The organism is Candidatus Flexicrinis affinis, from assembly GCA_016716525.1.
GTDB classification, from domain to species: domain Bacteria; phylum Chloroflexota; class Anaerolineae; order Aggregatilineales; family Phototrophicaceae; genus Flexicrinis; species Flexicrinis affinis.
The window spans coordinates 136411-156398 of the sequence record JADJWE010000010.1; the positions used below are offsets into that span (position 1 = coordinate 136411).

Consider the following 19988-nt stretch of genomic DNA (forward strand, 5'->3'; position numbering starts at 1 on the left):
TGTTTGAACGTTAGGCCCGGACTGGTGTGTCCGGGTGAGGTGGAAGCCACGGCATGCCGCAGCCAGACGATACTGAGATTGAGCGATCTTCGTTGGTGTTTGCGAAACCTCCAAGCCCTAACTACTGATGACTCTCAATAACCCTAAGAAAGGCAATAAAGTGCGCGATGTTTACCCCTTACCCCTGGCCCCTCTCCCTCAAGGGCAGACGGGGATGGTCGGCGGTGGGGGGTGTTTGCGGGCGACCCGCCGGGTCGCCCCTACAGACCACCTTTGTGCGCGCTGTGTACTCCGTGTCCGCTGTGGTTTCTCTCTTTCTTGGACACGGCACTGCCGTGTCCCTACGGATGGCGGCGTGGTTCTCTCTCGCGATCGTCCGTACTCCTGACGTCTGACAACTGATTCCTGACTACTTTATAACCCTCACCCCTGGCCCCTCTCCCTCAGGGAGAGGGGGAAACGTCGGCAGTGTGGGATCGTGCTTGTCTTCCCCCACTGGATCGCCGGGTTCCTGACAACTGACGTCTGACAACTAACTACTTCTCCTCATCACTCAGGAATCGGTGGATGATGCGGGCGGTGTCGGCGGCGCGTTCGAGATAGGCGTAATGCCCGGCGCCCTCGAACACGACCAGTCCGGCGTCGGGGATGAGCGATTCAAGCTCGCGGCCTTGCTCCAGCGGCGTGTCTTCGTCGGCGCTGCCCCAGAACAGCAGCGTCGGCGCGGCGACCCGCTTGGCCCAATCGCGCAGGTCTTGATTGACGACCTTGACGAACGTCTCGCGCATCACGCCGGACGCGGCGTTGAAATCGCTCGACCCGTAGCGCGCGTTGTAAGCAGCGCGCAGTCGTTCGCTCAATCCACGCAGTCCGACCGCCTCTAGCCCGCGCCGGAGTCCCTTATAACCACCGGTGCGTGCGCGGATCATCAGCGGCAGCGGCGCGCGGATGCCGGCCGCATCGGACAGCACCAGCTTGCCGACCCGGCCGGGATAATCTGCGCCGAGGATCAGGCTCAACCGGCCCCCGAACGAATGCCCAAACACATGCGCCTTCTGAATGCCCAGCGCGTCCAGTTCCGCGGCGACGTGCTGCGCATAATCGAACACGTTCCACGGCGTGGAAGGCGGCGGAGTCTGGCCGAATCCCGGCAGATCGAACATCACGACGCGGTAGCCCAATGGTGCAAGCCGTTCACCCAACGGACGCAGCAGGTCGATACTCGCGCCCCACCCGTGCAGCATCACGACCGTGGGGCCGTCCTCCGGGCCGAGCACCTCACGGTTCATGCCGTCCCGCGCCTGTCGGAGCGCCGATCAGTCGACATGGATCTTGGCCCCCAGCCGTTGAATCTTGCCGATGGCGTCCTCGAACACGTTACCGACCGACTGCGCGTTGTCGATGGTGCTGGTGCCGTCTGCGATCAGCGCGGCGCCCAACAGCGCCAAACCCGCGCGCACGTCCGGGGTGTCCATGTAGATGCCGGTCAGCGGCGAGCGCCCGACCACGATCGCGCGGTGCGGGTCGCACAACACGATCTGCGCGCCCATCGCGTTCAGTTTGTCAATGAACAGCAGGCGGTTGTTGAACATCTTCTCGTGGATGAGCGACGTGCCGTGCGTTTGCGTGGCAATTACGGTCGCCAGCGGCAGCAGGTCGGACGGGAAGCCCGGCCACGGCGCCGACTCGATGCTGGCGTCGACGTCTTCCTCGCGGTTCGACAGGTTGAACGGCTCCTGCCGAGGCACGAACACGTCATTGAAATCGAGATCAAGGTTGAGGCCGAAGCGCTTATACACCCGCGCGATCATGCGCAGGCTGTCGTGGGGGACGCCGTGCACCTGCCCGCGCCCGCCGCTGAGCGCGATCAGCCCTGCCGCCGCCGCCGCTTCGATGTGGTCGGCCGGGATGGCCATGTGCGCGCCGACCAGCTCGTGCTGGCCGTAGACCGTGAGCGTGTTGCTCCCCAGCCCGTCGACCGACGCGCCCATCAGCGTCAGCAGTTTGCCCAGCGCCTGCACGTGCGGTTCGCTGGCGGCGTTGCGGATGATCGTCTCGCGCCCGAGCGCCACGGCCAGCATCATCACCATGCCGGTCGCCGTCACCGACGCTTGCGAGAGCAGCACGTCGGCGCTCTCCCAGCGGACGGCGTTGACCTCGATCGCGCCGTGCGACGTGACCACGTCCTGCTTGAGGTCGCGCAGGGCTTCGAGGTGCGTCCGCACGCGGCTGAGCGGAAAGTCGACCTCCAGCCGCAGGAATCCGCGCCGTGCCAGAATGGGAGCGACGAACAGCATGCCGCCCACCATACCGCCGGTCATGGCCGGGGTGAGCTGGCGCTTGGTGATCTGCTCGCTGATCAACTCGTGCGGCGTGTCGCCGGTGCCGCCGGTGATCTCCGCGCCGAGCGTGTGCGCCAGTTGAAGCAGCGCGGCGGTGTTGTTCGTGCGCGGGACGTTCGACAGCGTGACCGGGTGCGGCGTCATCAGCGCCGCCGCCAGACAGGCAGCGGCAGCATTGGCGCTGCCGCTGGGGGTATAGGTTCCGTTGAGGGCGTGACCGCCTTCGACTTTGATTCGCATGGCGTGGTGACGTTTGTCCGATGATAGGCGCGCATTATACCATGCCCGGAATCCGCGCCGTGGTGCGATCGGCGGCTGACATCCGGCCGGATTCATGTCAGAATCAACGGTGTGAACGTCGGATTGTAAGAGGAGTGACGTACCATGTCGTTTTTCGGCGGACGCCGCAGCCAAACCCCGCCCGACCATCAGCCTGAAGCCCAGCCCGCCGACCGTCAGCCGGCCAACGAGCGGGTCAGCACCTACAGCTCGCCCGTGCGCGACACCCGCGAGACGCCCATCCCCGCCATGCCTCAGCCGGTCGGGTTCGACACCGTGATCGGCGCGGGCTGCACCATCGAAGGCAGCTTGTCGAGCACCGGCAACGTCCGTCTCGACGGCACGTTCACCGGCAGCCTCGACATTCAGGGCAATGTGCTGGTGGGCGAGACGGCCAAGATCATGGCCGACCTGCACGCCAAGAACATCAGCATCGCCGGCGCGGTGCACGGCAACGTCAACGGCAAGAAGGTGCAGCTTCTGCGCACGGGCCGCGTGTGGGGCGATATCAGCGCGACCGCCCTCAGCACCGAGGAAGGCGCGTTCATCGACGGCAAGATCTCGATGGTCAGCCGCGAGGAAGCCCGCCCGGTCACCGAGCCGACCCGCCCCGAAGACGCGCGCCTTGATGCCGAGCCGCCGGTCGCCGCCGAGCCGGATTTCATGGTAGGCGACGAGACGCCCAACCCGGATGCCGAGGACGACGAACCGGAGGCGATGGCCGAGACCGACGACACCACGGACAGCGACGACCGGATCGGGTGAGGTTTGCGGCGGGCGTCTTTCTTCCGGCGACAGGGGGGCCCTGCCCCCTGGCAAGTCGCATTGACCTCGGCATTGGGACCGGCGGTACTGGTTCGTTTGCCGCGCAACGAATCGCGGTGTGGTAGGGACCATGCGTGCCCGTCAGGGGCGGGCGGGCCCCGGCCCCGGGGGGGGTGAGGCGGGGACAATACGGGAGACGCGCGATATGCGAATGACGAACCGATGGCACCCTGTGGTCGCCGTGCTGCTGGCCCTTACGCTGACGACCGGGACGCTGCTGCACGCCCAAGCGCCGACTCCGGACCCCGCGACGACCGCTGCGACGTCGCCCCGGCAGGATTGTTCGGTGTCATTCGCGGAGTTCGCGTACGCGGTAGAGCCCGACCGCCCCGCGCTTCCGACGGAGTTGGGTCCGGAGTGGATCCGCGATCCGATTTCCGATCAGTTCCAGGAGGCCGGCTACATGATTGACGGACCGTCTGTTGCACGGGATATAGGTGGGAGAACTGAAATCTGGTTCGCTGGGACGCGTCTCTCAGATCGTTCTTCGGTCTATATACGTTACCGGCCCGAAGATGGGTCTTGGGACGACATCCCGCGAACACTGCCCGATGAGTCATCCGTATTTCGACTCTCTGTCCTGCCAAGTGGCGAACTGTGGGGGAGGGTTCTTAGGTTGCAGCCACGAGGTATCGAAGACGTCACCTATCCTTTGCTCGCTCGATTTGACGAAGTCTCACAGCGCTTTGAGTTTGTCGAATGGGGATATCGCGGTTCTCCGAACGATGTGGTGGGGTTTGTTCAGTACAGTAGGCTGCTCGTAGATGGATCCGGATATCTGTGGCTGCTCGCTTACAACGACGGCATTATCCGCATCGATCCCAATACGCAGTCCATGACTCGCATTGACGATGCCTCGCCACACTGGTATCTGCATGCTACGTTCGCCGTGAACTCGATTTACTACGTTCACCTTGCGCTCCCATTCGCAAAAGAAATGGTAGGGGTCTTGCCGTCGGAAGGAACCGAGTTGTATCGTCTTGACACAGATACACTTGCCGTCGAACGCATCGAGGGTCCGCCGCCGACCTGGGCAGGACCAACCGGCTTGCAGATGGACGAACTGGGACGGCTGTGGTACGGGACGACGGGGTATCGCACGCCAGAGGGTGTATGGACGGCAGTCGACCCGGAGGCGAACTCTCGCATTGCCTCCAGCTTACCGATCTACTGGTTACAAATGAACCTGGTAGATAAGACTTCGGATGGGCGACTGTGGTTCCGGGTCGCTTTGCCGGGCAACCTGACGTGCAAAACTCGGTGGGCACGGCATGGCTCGATCCGGCGACCGGCGAGGGCTGTGCCTTCATTGCCCGGAACATTCCGCTTGTGGAGGACACCGACGGCAAGCTCTGGACGGTCGTGGACGGTAACGTGTACTACACCGACCTGAATCCGCGCTGAGGGATTAGGGCAACATCCATCCCGGACATGGCGGGTGCAGTGTCCCTACGGACAAAACCGCACGCTGTGAGTACTGGCCCCTCTCCTCGGGAGAGGGGCGGCGGAGCGAGAGCGACGCGGGGTGAGGTCTCGGTGGGCGAGGGGTTTGGGGTGAGGTTGGCGGCGGGCGACCCGCCGGGTCGCCCCTACGGACCGTCTCTGTGCGCTCGCTCTTCCTCTGTGGCCTCTGTGTCTGTTTTTCTCCCGCCGTGTCCCGACGGACAAACATGCACGCTGTGAGTATTGGCCCCTCTCCTCGGGAGAGGGGCGGCGGAGCGAGAGCGACGCGGGGTAAGGTCTCGGTGGGCGAGGGGTTTGGGGTGAGATTGGCGGCGGGCGACCCGCCGGGTTGTCCCTACGGACCGTCTCTGTGCGCTCGCTCTTCCTCTGTGGCCTCTGTGTCTGTTCTTCTCCCGCCGTGTCCCTACGGACAAAACCGCACGCTGTGAGTACTGGCCCCTCTCCTCGGGAGAGGGGCGGCGGAGCGAGAGCGACGCGGGGTGAGGTCTCGGTGGGCGAGGGGTTTGGGGTGAGGTTGGCGGCGGGCGACCCGCCGGGTCGCCCCTACGGACCGTCTCTGTGCGCTCGCTCTTCCTCTGTGGCCTCTGTGTCTGTTTTGCTCTTCCTCAGCACTCAGCACTCGCCACGCATCACTTACTTTACAGCGCGGCGGAGCGGGCGCGGGAGCCAATTCCAGCTCGGGCGGGCCGGCGTCGCGGGGCGCACGATGCGGTCGCGCGTGCGCCGGTGATACACCCACCACTCGAACATCAGTACGGCCAGCGCGAGGCCGGCCAACAGCGGCCACACTTCGAACTGTCCCTGTTCGTCGGCGCGCTGGGTCAGCACCGGTGTCCCGCTGAGCGAGACGTCGCGCGGGGCGATGTCGCTCTCCTGCGGGGCGAACAGGTTGACGGCGAAGGGCTGTTCCTGCAGCAGCGTCCCGCCGCTGAAGATTTCGAGGCGGTACACGCCCGGCAGCGACGTATCGGTATAGACGATCTGATCGGCGTCGACCGGCAGCGTGCGCTCGGCGCCGTCGGGGCGGGTGACGCGCACCGCGTCAGCTTCCAGCGGCGGTTGAATCAGCACCGCGTCACCGACTGCCGGCGCGGCGTTGACGATCGAGCCGACCGGCGAGAACCACGCCATCAGGTTCGACATCAGGATCGGGAAGGCGATGTTGAGCTGCAAGTCGGTGTCGCGCAGGGCGAAGCCGAAGATCACGACCTGCCGTCCGCCGCGGTCGCCCGCAACGATCAGCGGCGTATCCCCGGCCCGCAGAAGGACGTCGCCCCAGCTCACGCCGCGCAGATCCTGCGTCCGCCCGATGTTGACGGTATCGAAGTCGACGAACACCATGCGGTCGTCGGCCGTCTCGGCCTCCAACGGCGGAAGACCGCGCAGATCGCCGGCGATGTCGAACCAGCCCGGCACACCGACCGGCGGCCCGATCAGCAGCACGTCGCCGGGAGGCTGCTCGCGCGGTACGGCCTGATCGTAGACGTACAGGTCGAATGTCTCGGCCGGCAGCCCGGCGTCGGGACGGGTCTTGAACACGCTCACGCCCGGCAGGCTGCGCAGGACCTGTTCGAGGAACAGGTTGTCCTCGCCGATCAGCAGGACGCGCCGCTCGGTCGCCGCGCGGGCCACCGTCCACGCCGTATTGTCGACGTCGAGCAGATCGCGCCCGACGCTGTTGAGCGCCGTCGTCACCGAGGCTTGCAGCACGGAATAGCCGTCCAGCCCGCGCGACGAGACGAACGGCAGCGACGCGCCGCCCGGCACGACGAATCGTTCGTTGAACACCGGCAGCGGATCGTCATCGGCGCGCAGCGTGAGGATGATCTCGGCGTCCTGCGATCCGTAGTTGGTGACCTGTGCGAACACCTGCGGCGCGCCTCCGGCCAGCGACCGGGCCGCCAGCGCCGTGAGCGCGACGTTTTCGTTCGATTGACCCACCGGCACGACGCGGATGCGCCCCGGAAGCGCGGACTCGGTCAGCGCGTCTAATCCGGACACGCCGCCGTCAGTCAGCATCACCATCGTGAAGTCGTCGACAGCCTGCCCGCCCGCGGCCGCCAGCGTGATCGCGGCCAGCCAATCGGCGCCGCCCTGCCCGGCGGATACCGAACGCACCGCGGCCACGGCGGCCGATTTGTCCTGCGCATAAGGCAGGATGACCTCGGGCGTATCGCCGACGCGGATCACGCTCACTTCGGCGTCTTGCGACAGCGCGTCGATCAGTTCGAGCGCCTCGTCCTGCGCCTGCGCAAAACGGGTTGCGCCGGCGGGGCCGTCGCTCGCCGCCATGCTGGCCGACGCGTCGAGCAGCAGCGCCATGCGCGCCGCGCTGATAGCCGGCACGGTCAGGAATGGCCGCGCCAGCGCGAACGCCAGCAGGGCGAGGATAATCAGTTGGAGGATCAGCAGCAGGTTACGGCGCAGGCGCTGCCACGGCGTATTGGCTTCCTTGTCCTGCAGAAGCTGCTGCCACAGGTACGTGCTGCTGACGACCATCTCGCGGCGGCGCAGGCGCAGCATATACATCAAGATGATCGGGATGGCGAGCAGCAGGCCGATCAGGGCCAACGGGGCCAGAAGCGACATAGGTCAGACGTCCTTGCAATGTGTCTCAAGCCTACCGGACCCAGCCCCACTGGTCAACCGACCAAACGGAATACCAAGAAGTTATCAGGAGTCAGTATTCAGGAGTCAGAAGGTACTTCGCGTGCGCCCGGATGTCTCCGCGAGTAAGTTGTCCGCTCGCGCGTCCTGACCACTGACAACTGCCTACTGACTCCTGCCCTTAGGGCAGCGTGACGACGTCGAGGCCGAAGGGGAGCTGTGGGCTCACGCCCGGCTGTGCCAGCGCCAACGAGTCGAAGTTCGCCACCACCACGCGGCCATCCGGCAGCACGGCGACATCGCTGGGGCCGCGGAAGTTGCCGGCGATGTAACTCGGCGGCGATCCGACGTACGGCGCTCCGCCGCGGAACAGCACCAGCCCCTTCTGATCGAGCGCCGTGACGACGATCTGGTTGTCGGTCAGCATGGCGATGCCGTCGAAGCCGGGCGGGAAGGCCTGACTGTCGAGCGTCGGATCGTAGTAGTACAGCAGCTCGGACGCGCCGCGGCTGAGCGGCACGCGCACGATCGTGTTGAGATCGGGGTCGGTCACCAGCATCGCGTTGTGGATCGGGTCGAAGGCGAGTCCGGTCGGTGCGGGGCGGGCGGCAAACGTCGGCACCGGCTCGTCCGGCAGACGCACGATCGACTGCGGCGCGGTGAGCAGCGACCACCACAGCTCGGGATTGCCACCGTCGGCGTCCCAGCGCCAGACGTCCGCCCGCGAGCGGTCCACGACGTAGACCGCGCCGGTGTTGTCGAGCGCGATGTCGAACGGCGAGACGAACCCCTGCGCGTCGTCCACCGTGCCAAATAACGAGATCTCGCCCGCGGGCGTCGCCCGCCATACGGCCCACGACCCGTTGTCCCCGCCGGTGAAGGCGATCGCCAGCAGGTCGCCATCGGGCCGCACCGCCAGCCCGGTGACCGACTCGAATCGCTCGCGGCTGTTGGGGATTTCGCGCGTAGCCCCGTCCGCGTCGACTGCCCACACCGTGCCGGTACGATAGCTCGCCGTATACACCGTGCCGTCTGGCCCGACCGCTACCGTTGACGGGTACGCGTCGTTGTCGGCAAGCGTGGCATACTCGGCCACTGCGGCGCCTTCGGCCAAGGCCTGCGCGGTCTGGCGCGGCACGCTGTTGACCGACAGCAGGATCAACAAGACGGTGCCACCCGCCAAAGCGAGGAAGATTCCGCCGAACATCAAAAAGAAGATCAGCATGCGCGGACCGCGCGGCAGGGATTGAAGTTGCCGGATCATGGGGCAGGTTGCCTTGCGTGAATTGTTGTCCGAAACGAGTGCATCATCGCACAGGCCGATGAGAAGCGGTAGAGAGCGTCGATCACCTCACCAATTGGCGGGCGGACGTCGGGCGCGGTGTGGTACGCTGTGCGTCGGCGTGTTCACCCCTACGGAGTAAACAATGACAGACCGTCTTCAGTCTCTTTGCTAGCAGCATGCTGCTAGGCCTGTCGGTCGCGGCGCCGGTCGGCGCGATCGGCGTGCTGATCATCCGGCGTTCGCTGGCCTACGGATGGCGCTTTGGGTTCGTCAGCGGGTTGGGCGTCGCCACTGCTGACGCCGCGTACGGCGCGATCGCCGCGTTTGGCCTGACCGCGCTGACCAGCGCCCTCACCGCCATCGCCGATCCGCTGCGCTTGTTCGGCGGTCTGTTCCTGCTCTACCTCGGCATACGGACGTTCCTCGCCCGCGCTGCCGCTCCGGCCACCGGAACCGCCGATACCCGCCGTGGCCTTCCCGGCGCTTACCTCTCCATCTTCGCCCTCACCATCGTCAATCCGCAGACCGTCCTGACCTTTCTCAGCGCGTTCGCCGGCCTCGGCGCGCTGGACGCGACCGACACGCTCGCGCCGTTCCTCATGGTCGGCGGCGTGTTCCTCGGCTCGGTGAGCTGGTGGTTCGTGCTCAGTTCGGCGACCAGCGCCCTGCGCACGCGCATCGACGCCCGCCTGATGACGTGGATTAACCGGATTTCCGGCGCGATCGTGATCGCCTTCGCGCTGGCCATTCTGCTGTCGCTCGTGCGCGGCGGTTAATGCGCAGGCTTCGCCTTCACACCGCCACAAGGGGTTTACCCCGTTACTGCGAATGGGAGTTCAGCGGGCGTAAGCCTTCTGGCGGGGTGCAGGGGCCGGCGCCCTGCGATGTAAGGTTCCCCGGCGGCAGTGCGTCCGTGCGGGAAAGGTGTCAACGGGCGAGGAGCGCGACATGCACATCGACATCGTTCACGACACGGCGTGCCCGTGGTGCCGGATCGGCAAGCACAATTTGCGTGCTGCCGTCGCACACTGGGCCGGCGAGCCGATCTCGGTACGCTTCATCGCGTACTTTCTCAACCCGCATCTCCCGCCGGAAGGCATGCCGTATCGCGAGTTGATGGCGAGCAAATACCCCGGCGTCAGCGTCGAGCAATTGTTCGACGGGCCGAGCAAGGTCGGGGCACAGGTCGGGCTGACGTTCAACTTCGACGCGATGACACGCGCGCCGAAGACTCTGCTCAGCCACCGGTTGATCGCGCTGACGCCACCCGAGCACCGCGAGCGTATGATCGACGCGGTATACGACACGTTTTTCGAGCATGGGAAGGATATCGGCCGGCTTGACGTGCTGGTCGATCTCGCGGCGGGCGTTGGCCTCGACCGCGCCGAGATGCAGCGCTTGCTCGAAAGCGACGCCGCCGAGGCCGACGTGCTTAGCGAGGCGCAGCAGACGGCGCAAATGGGCATTACTGGCGTGCCGTTCTTCATCTTCAATGGTAAGTGGGCGCTCAGCGGGGCACAGCCGCCAGACGTGTTCGCGCAGGTCTTGGAAAGGGTCGCAGCCGAAAGCGCAGCGCAAGCGCCTTAGGCGTAGAGCGATTAGTCGTTAATCCCCAGCCACTTCAGCGCACGCCGCCGCTCCGACTCTGGTATGGCCGAGCGATGGATCGAATCGATGGCAAGGGCAAGCGCGCTGATCAACTCGATGCCGCCGACCTCGTGCTCGAGCGTATTGATGCTGTGGCTGACGAAGAAGTCGAGGGGGCGTCGGCCTGCGATACCGCGCGTCGGCGCGCAGCGTGCACGCGCCTCGATAAAGGCCTGCCTGTCGCTTTCCAGCACGGCATCGACGTAGAATGCCGTAGCGACCCAGTAGTCGATGGGATCGGGATAGTCGTTGAAGTTGAGCCACCGATCGCGGCAGTGGAAGCCCATTAGTCCGTTCAGGTCGGCAATCGTCACATTGACGAATCCGACGGGCATCCCGCTTTGGTAGGCATCGCGCAACCAGCGCACATCCGCCTCGCTGAAGTCCCGCCAGACATCGCCGACGATGGCAAGCGCGTCGGGCCGAGGCAGTTCGCCGGTGGTGAACTGCTCCACACTTTCGAGTGTGTCGATACCAAACGTGTCTACGAGGAACTCGGGCGAAAGCCGACGCAGATCGAGGTCGATTCCCGGGTCGTCAAGGTCGACAATCAGGTCGATTTGATTATCGCTCAGCATCGCTTTCACGCCGGCTACGTATTGATCCACGTTTGGCTCGGGAATAGCTGGCTGTGCCGCAACGGATCCTGCGAGGCACGCTCCGGCAAGAACGACCATCAGGGATCGAATCGGAAACGGTGACATCGTGACTCTCGCTTGCCGCCTCGGTAGGCACTACCGCCGTTAACTTACCAGATTATTTCCGGTCATCAGGGCTGTCAACCACCGCTCGATATCTCCCCCGGCACCCTGCTATCGCCAAAACACAATTCCGCATACGATAATCCATAGACGGGGCGTCGCGTGGGGGTACGGGCGATGAAGCTGATCCTGAACGGCGTGGAAGTATCGGCAAATGCAGGGTCGGACGACATCAAGCGGGTGATCGACGGCCTGCCGCCCAACGACGAGGCGATCCTCGAACTGCAGAAGACCGAAGACGAGTTCATGCAGGCCGGCGGCGTGCCGGAGTCGGGCTTCGTCCTCGGCTACGTCAACCGGCCCAGCAAAATCGAGATGGTAAGCGGCAACGAGGCGATCAAACCGCGCACCGTCGCGCAGGTGTTCTCCGCCTACGCCGCCGGCGAGTTCAAGTGGCGGGGCATGGTCGCGTGGAAGCCGGTGAACGAGCGCGTCAGCAAGGAGATGCAGCGCCAAGCCACGCGCAAATACGGGCCGTACGTCTTCCTGCTGTTCCTCGCGGTGATGGCATGGTTGCCGGCGATGGAACTGGCGCGCGTGATTTCGGAGGCGGTCGTGTTCAAGCCGCTGTGCCAGCGCGCGCACCCGGACTTCCTCGGCTTCCGGCACGGCTACTACCCCGGCCTGACCCAGATCTTCGCATTCGGCACGTCCAGCGACGAACCGGTCTGCCTGTTTGTCGAGCGCCCACCCGTGCCGCTTTCGTCCGTGACCGGTGGCGCGACCGTGCTGGACGTCACCATGCGCATCGTCGAAATCGTCTTGCCGCTGTTCGTGCTCGGAATCCTGTACGCGATTCTGGTTGTTTCGATTCATCGATTTCGCAAACGCCGGCGCGAAAGTTTGCCACAATCGATCTGACACAGACCGCATCTGCCAGTCCGAGGTCGCTTGAGACCCCGACGTGGCGCGCCATTACCATTCGGGCGCAGCATGCCGCGCCCCTACGATTCGTTGTGTTCGTTGTGTGGCGGATAACCGGCAACTGATTCCTGACTCTTGACGGCTCGTCACGGTCAGCACTCCCCGAAGAGGCCGCGGCGCGGTATGCTTGGCCGGCACACCACACGGAACCCGCTGCCCATGCTCGCCGACCTCATCGAGCAGATCACCCTGTTCGTCGAATCGATCATGCTGACCTTCGGCCTGCCCGGCATTGGCCTGATCGCCGCGGCGGAGAACCTGTTCCCGCCGGTGCCTTCGGAGTTTCTGTATCCATTGGCAGGCAAGCTGGCATTCGACGGCCTGATGCCGCTGTGGGCGGTCGTGGTGGTCGGGGTGGTCGGCACGTGCATCGCGTCGAGCATGTGGTACGCGCTGGGCGTGCGGCTGGGCGAGGCGCGCGTGCGCCAGTTCATCGAGCGGCGTGCCACGATTACGATCGGGCGCTTGCGCATCCCGATCTTCACCGTTGACCAGTACGACCGCGCGCTCGAACTGTTTCGTACGCGGGGTGGGGCCATCGTGCTGATCGCGCGAATCCTGCCGTACGTGCACAGCGTCGTCAGCCTGCCTGCCGGCGTGATTCGCATGCCGTTCTGGCGCTTCATGATCTACACGGCGATTGGCGCGACCGCGTGGATTCTTCCGCTGACCGTCCTCGGCTATTTGCTGGGAAGCCGCTGGCGCGAGGTGCTGACGTTGATGGACGCTTATCAAAATGCGATTCTGATTGCGGCCGCGGCAGGACTGGCTGCGTGGCTGTTGTGGCGGCGCGTCCGGCGCCGCGCAAAACTCCGTTGACTCGATTTTTCGCCTATGCTACACTTGCCGTTCGTTAAACCGCGGCAGACAAAAGAGAGACAGCCCATTAGCAACCCGGAATATCGCATCAACCGCCAAATTCGTGCGCGGGAAGTGCGCCTGATCGACGACAGCAATGAAAACGTCGGCGTGGTCACGCTCTTTCGTGCGCTTGAACTCGCTGAAGAGGCCGGCCTCGACCTTGTCGAAGTGGCCCCCACAGCCAGTCCGCCCGTCTGCCGTATCATGGACTTTGGTAAGTTCCAGTACGAGAAGCAGCGGCGCGAGCGGAAGGCCAAGAAAGCCCAGAAGATTGTCGAAGTCAAGCAGGTGCGGCTCAACCCTGCCACCGACGACTATCATCTCGGCTTCAAGATGGAAGATGCGAAACGCTGGCTTTCCGAGGGCAATAAGGTGCGGTTCAGCATCCGCTTCCGCGGGCGCCAGAACCTGCACACCGACATCGGTCGGACGCGGCTGGTCCGGATTGCCGAAGATATGAAGGAGTTCGGCGTAGTCGAACAACCGCCAACCCTCGAAGGCAATACGATGACCATGACTCTCGCGCCGCAAGCATCGCAAGCTGAGAAGAAGACGCAATAACACGGGGAAGACCGACGTGGCTAAGAAGTATAAGCTCAAGACACACAAGGCAACCGCCAAGCGCTTCAAGGTGACCGGTACCGGCAAGCTGATGCGCACCAAGGGCGGCAAGAGCCACTTGCGCCGCAACTCGTCCAAGCGGGTGAAGCGCCAGTGGGACAAGACGATTGAGGTATCCAGCAGCGGTCAGGCGAAGCGTGTCAAGCGCCTTGCCCCGTACCTCAAGCATTACAAGGCCAATCCGCCGGCCTAACCCGCCGGTTTGCGTTTGGGATCACCCGTCGCGAAGGCGGGCCGCACAGCCCGTTCCCACCGGCGGTCCACAAGTTGAGACCCTAGGAGTATTCGATCATGTCCCGCACCAAGACCGGCTTCGTACGCCGCCGTCACCACAACAAGATCCGCAAGATGGTCAAAGGCCAGTTCGGCAGCCGCGGCACGCTGTGGAAGCGCTCGAACGAGGCCATGCTCAAGTCGCTGTTCTATAGCTACCGCGACCGTAAGCAGCGCGCCCGCCGCCTGCGCGAATTGTGGATCATCCGCATCAACGCGGCCGCCCGCCTCAATGGGTTGAGCTACAGCCGGCTGATCTACGGCCTGAAATCGGCCGGGGTCGAGCTGGACCGCAAGGTGCTGGCCGACATCGCCGTGCGCGATGCCGAGACCTTCACCAAGCTGGCCGCGCTGGCCCAGAGCAAGCTCTAGCCAGTCCCTTCCCTGAGACTCAAGACGCCGCGCTTGTCACATTCGACAGGCGCGGCGTTTTTGTGTTGGTGTGGGTCGTCTGAATGCGACGCGGGGTGGAGGTCGGGCGCGGGCGACCCAGCGGGTCGCCCCTATTGTGCTCTCTCTGTCTCTGTGTGCTCTGTGTTCACTTTTCCCCCTGACACGGCAGTGCCGTGTCCCTACGCACGGAACGCGCGCGGCGGTGGTATTCTCCCCCTCGCCCCTTGACGACCAACGGGAGCACCGAAGGTCGGGAGAGGGGGCCGCGGGATGAGGTTCCAGGCGGGCGACCCGCCGGGTCGCCCCTATAGACCCGTTCTGTGCTTTCTCTGTCTCTGTGTGCTCTGTGTCCACTTTTCCCCCTGACACGGCAGTGCCGTGTCCCTACGCACGGAACGCGCGCGGTGCAGGCGTTTGCCCCTCGCCCTGAGGGAGAGGGGGCGGGGGTGAGGGTTATTGCACTTCGCCGCTAGGGCGCGAAGCCGAGGCGATCCAGCAGCGCGTCGAGTTCGCGCAGCGTCTCCTCGGCGCTGCCGTCGTTGGTGAGCGTGTAGTCGGCAATCGCGATCGGGCCGCCCTTTTCGAGATTCTCGATCTCCGCCCAATCGCGCGATTCGGCCTCAGCCGCCGTCAGCGGACGGATCGGACGCTCGGCCAGCCGCTGATAGCGCAGGTCGCGCCGGCACACCACCGCCACGACAGTCAGCTCGGCTTTCAGCTCGTGGCGCAGATACTTGTACTCGCTCCAGCTGTACAGTCCGTCGATGACGATGCACTGCCGGGTGTCAAGCGCCGCGTGCAGCGAATCGAGCGCCAGCTTCGCCATCGCCGCCATGCCGTGCGTCGCGCGCAGCTCCTCGCGTACGATCTTCTCGTTCTCGGGGTTCACGGCCATCCCGCGCCGGCGCACCTCGCCCTCGACGATCCCGCCAAAGCGAAACTGCCAGAACCCGCGCTGTTCGAGATGATACGCGCACGAGCTTTTGCCGGAGCCGGGCATGCCAACCAGAGCCAGCGCGCGCGCCTTAGAGGTATCAGTCATGGGGGATGTGTCCAGATGCGAGAGAGCCAGCCGCATTATATAGACCGCGCGCGCGGGTTGGCAACGCCGGTCTGCGGCCGGTTACGATGTGGCCCAGTAGTCGCACAATTCCTCGAACTGCGCTTGCCAGTACGTTTCAGGATCGTCAACCGTGTCGCCTTCCGCGGCGGAGATCACAAAATAGCCCTGCCCGGGGATGCCCGAGTCCTTGCGCACGACCAGCGTGGCGAGGCTCGGCATGCCCTCGGCGGCGTCCTCGCGGCTCATCTCGTCCAGCAGGCGGTGGAAGATCGGCGCGCGGTGATGCAGGCGTGCCGTGCTGATCAGCGCGGCGAGGTCGGAATAGCAGATCGTTTTGCGCTGTTTGGCGAGGTGGATCAGGATGGCGCGCATCTCGTCCTTAACCGCGCCCCAGTCGATGGGTTCGGTGACGGGCATCGGCCTACGACTCCGGCTTGAACGACTGGTCGGACATCAGGTGTTCGACGTAATCGCCCATTTCGCGCACGAGCGCGTCGGCCGGGGCGGTGCAGCCCATGACGAAGCAGCCGCTCCAGTTGTCCCAGCCGATGGTGATTTCGGCGGCATCGCGAACGCACGTGACGTACAGCTCGTCAAACCCGTGCACGGGCAGGCGCGACGTGAACCCGAACTGCTCGACGGCGATGCGCACTAGCGGCAGCACCATCATCCAGTCGGCATCGGCGATTTCATAGGATTGGCGACCGCTGACGGTCGTTGAAAACTGCCCGACAAGCTCCACGGCGGGCCCCCTCCGCTGTCGGTGACATCGGAGTCTAGTATGCCCCGCGGATCGTGTGCTGACCAGCCCGGTGAGGAGCGAGTGATGAGGAAAAGAAAAGCGGGCACATTGCACACGGAGAACACAGAGACCACAGAGGCGGTCTGTAGTAGTCTTAATCAAGTGTGGCGGGCGGCGCGGGCAGGGGGGCGGCCGGGGTCTCGCGTGCGGCCCGGTGTCGCCGCGCGTGCTCGGCCCCGGCGCGGGCGGTTGCCAAGGTGGGGCTGCTGGGTGCGGCAGTCGGCGAGACGGGGGGGTCGCTGGCTCGCGGTGGGCGCTGGCTGTCGGCAAGCTCGCTGCGCCGGGGGGGTAGCCGCTTCGTGCAGAAACTCGTCGATGTCGGTCGCTCGGCCCTGCCCCGCTTCTAAGTGGCGGCTGGTTAAACCCCTTGTGAGGCTGCGTTGGCCATCTTCCCGACAGCATTGTTGCCGGTAACGGCGGTGGGGCGCGGGGGCCGGGCTTGGGGGTCTGCTCGGCCGGGGCATCCTCTGCTTCCAGCATACCCCAATCTCAAGATACAAGGGGCGACCCGGCGGGTCGCCCGCGCTGAACCTCACCCCGCGTCGCTGGCGCTCCGCCGCCCCTCTCCCAAAGGCGAGGGGCAAATGCCTGCGTCGTGCGCGTTCCGTGCGTAGGGACACGGCACTGCCGTGTCCGAAAAACAGACACGGAGGCCACCGAGGGGCTTGTAGGGGCGACCCGCCGGGTCGCCCGCTGTTGAATGCTCCTCAAACCGTCGCGGTGTGGTAGGGACGCGATACATCGCGTCCGGCAATCGACGGATGAATCGCCCGCCGCCCGACCTCACCCCGGCCCCTCTCCCACCAAGACCTCACCTCAAACCCCTCTCCCGAGGAGAGGGGCCAATGCCCACGGCGTGCGGCTCCGTGCGTAGGGACACGGCACCGCCGTGTCCGCGGGAAAAAGGCTGAACCATGGACCGTGTCGTAGGGGCGACCCGCCGGGTCGCCCGCTGTGAATGCCTCTCAAACCGTCGCGGTGTGGAATGGACACGATACATCGCGTCCGGCAATCGACGGATGAATCGCCCGCCGCCCGACCTCACCCCGGCCCCTCTCCCACCAAGACCTCACCCCAAACCCCTCTCCCGAGGCGAGGGGCCAATGCCCACGGCGTGCGGCTCCGTGCGTAGGGACACGGCACCGCCGTGTCCGCGGGAAAAAGGCTGAACCATGGACCGTGTCGTAGGGGCGACCCGCCGGGTCGCCCGCTGTGAATGCCTCTCAAACCGTCGCGGTGTGGAATGGACACGATACATCGCGTCCGGCAATCGACGGATGAATCGCCCGCCGCCCGACCTCACCCCGGCCCCCCTCCCACCAAGACCTCACCCCAAACCCCTCTCCCGAGGCGAGGGGCCAATGCCCACGGCGTGCGGCTCCGTGCGTAGGGACACGGCACTGCCGTGTCCGCGGGAAAACGATTGAACCACAGAGGCCGCAGAGCACACAGAGGCGGTCTGTAGGGGCGACCCGCCGGGTCGCCCGCTGTGAATGCCTCTCAAACCGTCGCGGTGTGGAATGGACACGATACATCGCGTCCGCAGGCTGGCGGCCTCCCGCACTACACCCCGCGCGCGTTGACGCGGTTCGACGTCGCCAGCTCGCGCATCTTCTCGATGTGCGCGAAGATCACCAGCGTGTCGCCGGCGGCCACGGTCACGGCGTTGTCGGGGTGCACGTCGGCGTCATCGCCGCGCCCGTGCAGCACCACGTCGACGTCGTAGCGATCCTGCACGCTGCCGATCGTCCGGCCCTCGAAGTACGATCCTTCCGAGACAGTCAGGCGGAACATCGCATATTCGCGGCCGTGGAGTTTGAGCGTCTGCGTGACCTCGATGCCCGCCGCCGCCCCGGCGAAGATCGGCGCGGCGATGTCGGCGCTGCTGATCACCGCGGACACGCCGAGAAACTGCTTCATCTGCGCGGCGAACTGGTTGTCCCACATGCGCGTCACGATGCGAATGCTCGGGTTCAGGTCGCGCACACGCATGATCATCTCGAGGTTCATGTAGTCCTGCGACGTACACACCACCAGCGCCTCGGCGCGTTCGATGCCGGCTTTAGCCAACGTCTCGGCGCTTCGCCCGTCGCCGGTGATGATCTGCACGTCCAGCCCCCGCAGCGCGGTCTCCTGCTCGGGCGTAAACGACTGATCGACCGCGACGACCTCAAAGCCCATCTCGGTCAGGGCGCGCGCAACGCGCATCCCCACATGCCCCACGCCCAGCACAATCGTGTGGTTTCGCATCGTCGACACAAGGGCCTCCGTCCATGCTGTCCGCCGCCCGCTGCGGTCGAAGAAGAGTCGCGTGAAATCGGCCGCACCGCGCCCGACGATGATCAGGGCGATCGGCGGCAGCACGTACCAGAACACCAGCAGATACGGTTCGGGCGGGATCTCCGTCGGGCCGGCCAGCACCATCAGCGCGAACATGACGTACGGCAGTTCGAACCACGGCAGGCGCGGATAGCCCGCCGCCACCAGCAGTTCGCCGTAGATCAGCCCCAGCCCGAACGTCGCCAGCAGAAAGGCGAGCAACGGCCAGCGGAACTCTTTGAGCAGCGCCTGCGTGTCGCGCAGGACGACTTGCAGCAGACGGCGCACGCCGCGCCGCTTGCGTTTGATCGGGGTGGGGCTGGTGGTGATCATACGGCCGATTATAATCCACACGCCACTACAGGAGGCATTATGCGCCAAGATTTAACCATCGCGCCGCGCGTCGTCGATGCGCTCGACCTCGGCCGGCCCGTCGTCGCGCTCGAGTCGACGCTCATCACGCACGGCCTGCCGTACCCGGACAACGTCGAGACCGCGCTGGCGATGGAGGCCGCTGTCCGCGACGGCGGGGCCGAACCGGCCACGATCGCCGTGCTGGGCGGGCAAATCACGGTCGGCCTGTCCACCGACGACATCGAGCGGCTCGGCCGCGCGCCGTCTGGAAGCGTCCGCAAGATCAGCCGGCGCGACCTGTCGATCAGCGTTGGCCTGCACGAGGACGGCGCGACCACCGTCGCCGGCACCATGATCGTTGCGGCCCGCGCCGGAATCCGCGTGTTCGCCACCGGCGGCATCGGCGGCGTCCACCGCGGCCACCCGTTTGACGTCTCTGCCGACCTGATCGAACTCGGGCGCACGCCGGTCGCGGTTGTGTGCAGCGGCGCCAAGTCGATCCTCGACCTGCCCGCCACGGTCGAAGTCCTCGAGACGCACGGCGTCCCCATCATCGGCTACGGCACCGACACGCTGCCCGCCTTCTATTCACGCAGCAGCAGCCTACCCGTCACCGTCCGCGTCGATACACCCCAGCAAGCCGCCGCCATCATCGCCGCCGCTTTCCGCCTCGCACTCGGCCACGGCCTGCTCATCGGCGTGCCTGTCCCCGAGGCGGACGCCATGCCCGAGGCCGACGCTGAAGCCGCCATCCGTCAAGCCACCGCCGACGCCGATGCTGCCGGCATCCACGGCCGCGACGTCACGCCTTACGTGCTCGCTCGCGTCGCCGATCTCACCGCCGGCGTCTCTCGCCGCGCCAATACCGCCCTGCTCGTCAACAACGCCCGCACCGCCGCCCACATCGCCGCCGCCCTCACCGCTCACGGCGAGTAGCAACTCGCGGGGCTTTGCCCCGCACCCCAGCAGGGACTTACGCCCCTGCACCCCATCCTTGCATTTGCGCCTCGCGCAAATGCGGATTAGGGGTCAAGGGGTGCAAACCCCTTGCGGACGTGTGGAGGCAACGCCTCCACAATCACGCGCCGAGGCCGAGGCGTTTACAGAGATCGCCGAGGGTATCCTTAACTTGCCGCGTTGAGAAACTCCCGCCTATACTGTGGCATAA

General features: G+C 65.4%; 19 protein-coding genes. 10 read left to right on the forward strand and 9 right to left on the reverse strand.

Going from position 1 to position 19988, the window contains the following annotated elements; translation table 11 throughout:
• Positions 1-536 precede the first annotated feature (536 nt).
• Together IPM16_22800 and IPM16_22805 are read right to left on the reverse strand one after the other, a co-directional pair.
• Positions 537-1289 (reverse strand): alpha/beta hydrolase, encoded by a 753-nt coding sequence (locus IPM16_22800; GenBank protein ID MBK9125936.1) that lies wholly within the window; start codon positions 1287-1289, stop codon positions 537-539.
• Between the two features lie 27 nt (positions 1290-1316).
• Positions 1317-2582: a UDP-N-acetylglucosamine 1-carboxyvinyltransferase gene (locus IPM16_22805; protein ID MBK9125937.1), complete on the reverse strand. Its 1266-nt coding sequence runs from the start codon at positions 2580-2582 to the stop codon at positions 1317-1319.
• Positions 2583-2726: 144 nt separating this feature from the next.
• Here IPM16_22805 and IPM16_22810 point away from each other — a divergent pair, with 144 nt between their 5' ends.
• Both IPM16_22810 and IPM16_22815 read left to right on the forward strand, forming a co-directional pair.
• Positions 2727-3386, forward strand: coding sequence for a polymer-forming cytoskeletal protein (locus IPM16_22810; GenBank protein ID MBK9125938.1), 660 nt, complete (start codon positions 2727-2729; stop codon positions 3384-3386).
• A gap of 1275 nt (positions 3387-4661) precedes the next feature.
• On the forward strand, positions 4662-4850 hold the full coding sequence (locus IPM16_22815; GenBank protein MBK9125939.1) for a hypothetical protein: 189 nt from the start codon (positions 4662-4664) through the stop codon (positions 4848-4850).
• Positions 4851-5543: 693 nt separating this feature from the next.
• Here the strand turns inward: IPM16_22815 and IPM16_22820 are convergent.
• Complete coding sequence (locus IPM16_22820; protein ID MBK9125940.1) at positions 5544-7499, reverse strand: VWA domain-containing protein; 1956 nt, start codon at positions 7497-7499, stop codon at positions 5544-5546.
• A 199-nt stretch (positions 7500-7698) separates the two neighbouring features.
• Positions 7699-8781, reverse strand: a complete 1083-nt coding sequence (locus IPM16_22825) for a hypothetical protein (GenBank protein ID MBK9125941.1) — start codon at positions 8779-8781, stop codon at positions 7699-7701.
• Positions 8782-8978: 197 nt separating this feature from the next.
• On the opposite strand from IPM16_22825, the gene IPM16_22830 reads away from it, so the two are divergent.
• Together IPM16_22830 and IPM16_22835 are read left to right on the forward strand one after the other, a co-directional pair.
• Entirely contained in the window at positions 8979-9578 is a 600-nt protein-coding gene (locus IPM16_22830; GenBank protein MBK9125942.1) for a LysE family transporter, read from the forward strand.
• Between the two features lie 172 nt (positions 9579-9750).
• Positions 9751-10389: a DsbA family oxidoreductase gene (locus IPM16_22835; GenBank protein ID MBK9125943.1), complete on the forward strand. Its 639-nt coding sequence runs from the start codon at positions 9751-9753 to the stop codon at positions 10387-10389.
• A gap of 11 nt (positions 10390-10400) precedes the next feature.
• On the opposite strand, the gene IPM16_22840 is transcribed toward IPM16_22835, so the two are convergent.
• Positions 10401-11057 (reverse strand): hypothetical protein, encoded by a 657-nt coding sequence (locus IPM16_22840; GenBank protein ID MBK9125944.1) that lies wholly within the window; start codon positions 11055-11057, stop codon positions 10401-10403.
• A 270-nt stretch (positions 11058-11327) separates the two neighbouring features.
• Between IPM16_22840 and IPM16_22845 the strand changes: the two genes are divergently transcribed.
• From IPM16_22845 to rplT, 5 genes are all read left to right on the forward strand, one after another.
• Positions 11328-12071 (forward strand): hypothetical protein, encoded by a 744-nt coding sequence (locus IPM16_22845; protein ID MBK9125945.1) that lies wholly within the window; start codon positions 11328-11330, stop codon positions 12069-12071.
• Positions 12072-12293: 222 nt separating this feature from the next.
• The gene (locus tag IPM16_22850) at positions 12294-12953 is read left to right on the forward strand and encodes a DedA family protein (GenBank protein ID MBK9125946.1); all 660 of its coding nucleotides are present in this window, start codon (positions 12294-12296) and stop codon (positions 12951-12953) included.
• A 114-nt stretch (positions 12954-13067) separates the two neighbouring features.
• A complete protein-coding gene (locus tag IPM16_22855; GenBank protein ID MBK9125947.1) occupies positions 13068-13556 on the forward strand; it encodes a translation initiation factor IF-3 in 489 nt (162 codons plus the stop codon).
• Between the two features lie 16 nt (positions 13557-13572).
• Entirely contained in the window at positions 13573-13809 is a 237-nt protein-coding gene (rpmI, locus tag IPM16_22860; protein ID MBK9125948.1) for a 50S ribosomal protein L35, read from the forward strand.
• Positions 13810-13907: 98 nt separating this feature from the next.
• Positions 13908-14261, forward strand: coding sequence for a 50S ribosomal protein L20 (rplT, locus tag IPM16_22865; GenBank protein MBK9125949.1), 354 nt, complete (start codon positions 13908-13910; stop codon positions 14259-14261).
• 490 nt (positions 14262-14751) lie between these two features.
• Here rplT and IPM16_22870 read toward each other — a convergent pair whose 3' ends face one another.
• The 4 genes from IPM16_22870 to IPM16_22885 form a co-directional block, all read right to left on the reverse strand.
• On the reverse strand, positions 14752-15324 hold the full coding sequence (locus IPM16_22870) for an AAA family ATPase (protein ID MBK9125950.1): 573 nt from the start codon (positions 15322-15324) through the stop codon (positions 14752-14754).
• A gap of 81 nt (positions 15325-15405) precedes the next feature.
• Positions 15406-15762 (reverse strand): hypothetical protein, encoded by a 357-nt coding sequence (locus IPM16_22875; GenBank protein ID MBK9125951.1) that lies wholly within the window; start codon positions 15760-15762, stop codon positions 15406-15408.
• Positions 15763-15766: 4 nt separating this feature from the next.
• The gene (locus tag IPM16_22880; GenBank protein ID MBK9125952.1) at positions 15767-16087 is read right to left on the reverse strand and encodes a hypothetical protein; all 321 of its coding nucleotides are present in this window, start codon (positions 16085-16087) and stop codon (positions 15767-15769) included.
• A 1623-nt stretch (positions 16088-17710) separates the two neighbouring features.
• Positions 17711-18799 carry an NAD-binding protein gene (locus tag IPM16_22885; protein ID MBK9125953.1) on the reverse strand — a complete coding sequence of 363 codons (1089 nt, stop codon included), beginning with the start codon at positions 18797-18799 and terminating at the stop codon, positions 17711-17713.
• 39 nt (positions 18800-18838) lie between these two features.
• Between IPM16_22885 and IPM16_22890 the strand changes: the two genes are divergently transcribed.
• Positions 18839-19756: a pseudouridine-5'-phosphate glycosidase gene (locus tag IPM16_22890; GenBank protein ID MBK9125954.1), complete on the forward strand. Its 918-nt coding sequence runs from the start codon at positions 18839-18841 to the stop codon at positions 19754-19756.
• Positions 19757-19988: the final 232 nt, after the last annotated feature.

Bases quoted from the DNA above. Each gene is read 5' to 3' on its own strand.
- IPM16_22800 (MBK9125936.1), bottom strand. From the start codon at position 1,289: ATGAACCGTGAGGTGCTCGGCCCGGAGGACGGCCCCACGGTCGTGATG.
- IPM16_22805 (MBK9125937.1), bottom strand. From the start codon at position 2,582: ATGCGAATCAAAGTCGAAGGCGGTCACGCCCTCAACGGAACCTATACC.
- IPM16_22810 (MBK9125938.1), top strand. From the start codon at position 2,727: ATGTCGTTTTTCGGCGGACGCCGCAGCCAAACCCCGCCCGACCATCAG.
- IPM16_22820 (MBK9125940.1), bottom strand. From the start codon at position 7,499: ATGTCGCTTCTGGCCCCGTTGGCCCTGATCGGCCTGCTGCTCGCCATC.
- IPM16_22825 (MBK9125941.1), bottom strand. From the start codon at position 8,781: ATGATCCGGCAACTTCAATCCCTGCCGCGCGGTCCGCGCATGCTGATC.
- IPM16_22830 (MBK9125942.1), top strand. From the start codon at position 8,979: ATGCTGCTAGGCCTGTCGGTCGCGGCGCCGGTCGGCGCGATCGGCGTG.
- IPM16_22835 (MBK9125943.1), top strand. From the start codon at position 9,751: ATGCACATCGACATCGTTCACGACACGGCGTGCCCGTGGTGCCGGATC.
- IPM16_22845 (MBK9125945.1), top strand. From the start codon at position 11,328: ATGAAGCTGATCCTGAACGGCGTGGAAGTATCGGCAAATGCAGGGTCG.
- IPM16_22850 (MBK9125946.1), top strand. From the start codon at position 12,294: ATGCTCGCCGACCTCATCGAGCAGATCACCCTGTTCGTCGAATCGATC.
- rplT (MBK9125949.1), top strand. From the start codon at position 13,908: ATGTCCCGCACCAAGACCGGCTTCGTACGCCGCCGTCACCACAACAAG.
- IPM16_22870 (MBK9125950.1), bottom strand. From the start codon at position 15,324: ATGACTGATACCTCTAAGGCGCGCGCGCTGGCTCTGGTTGGCATGCCC.
- IPM16_22875 (MBK9125951.1), bottom strand. From the start codon at position 15,762: ATGCCCGTCACCGAACCCATCGACTGGGGCGCGGTTAAGGACGAGATG.
- IPM16_22885 (MBK9125953.1), bottom strand. From the start codon at position 18,799: ATGATCACCACCAGCCCCACCCCGATCAAACGCAAGCGGCGCGGCGTG.
- IPM16_22890 (MBK9125954.1), top strand. From the start codon at position 18,839: ATGCGCCAAGATTTAACCATCGCGCCGCGCGTCGTCGATGCGCTCGAC.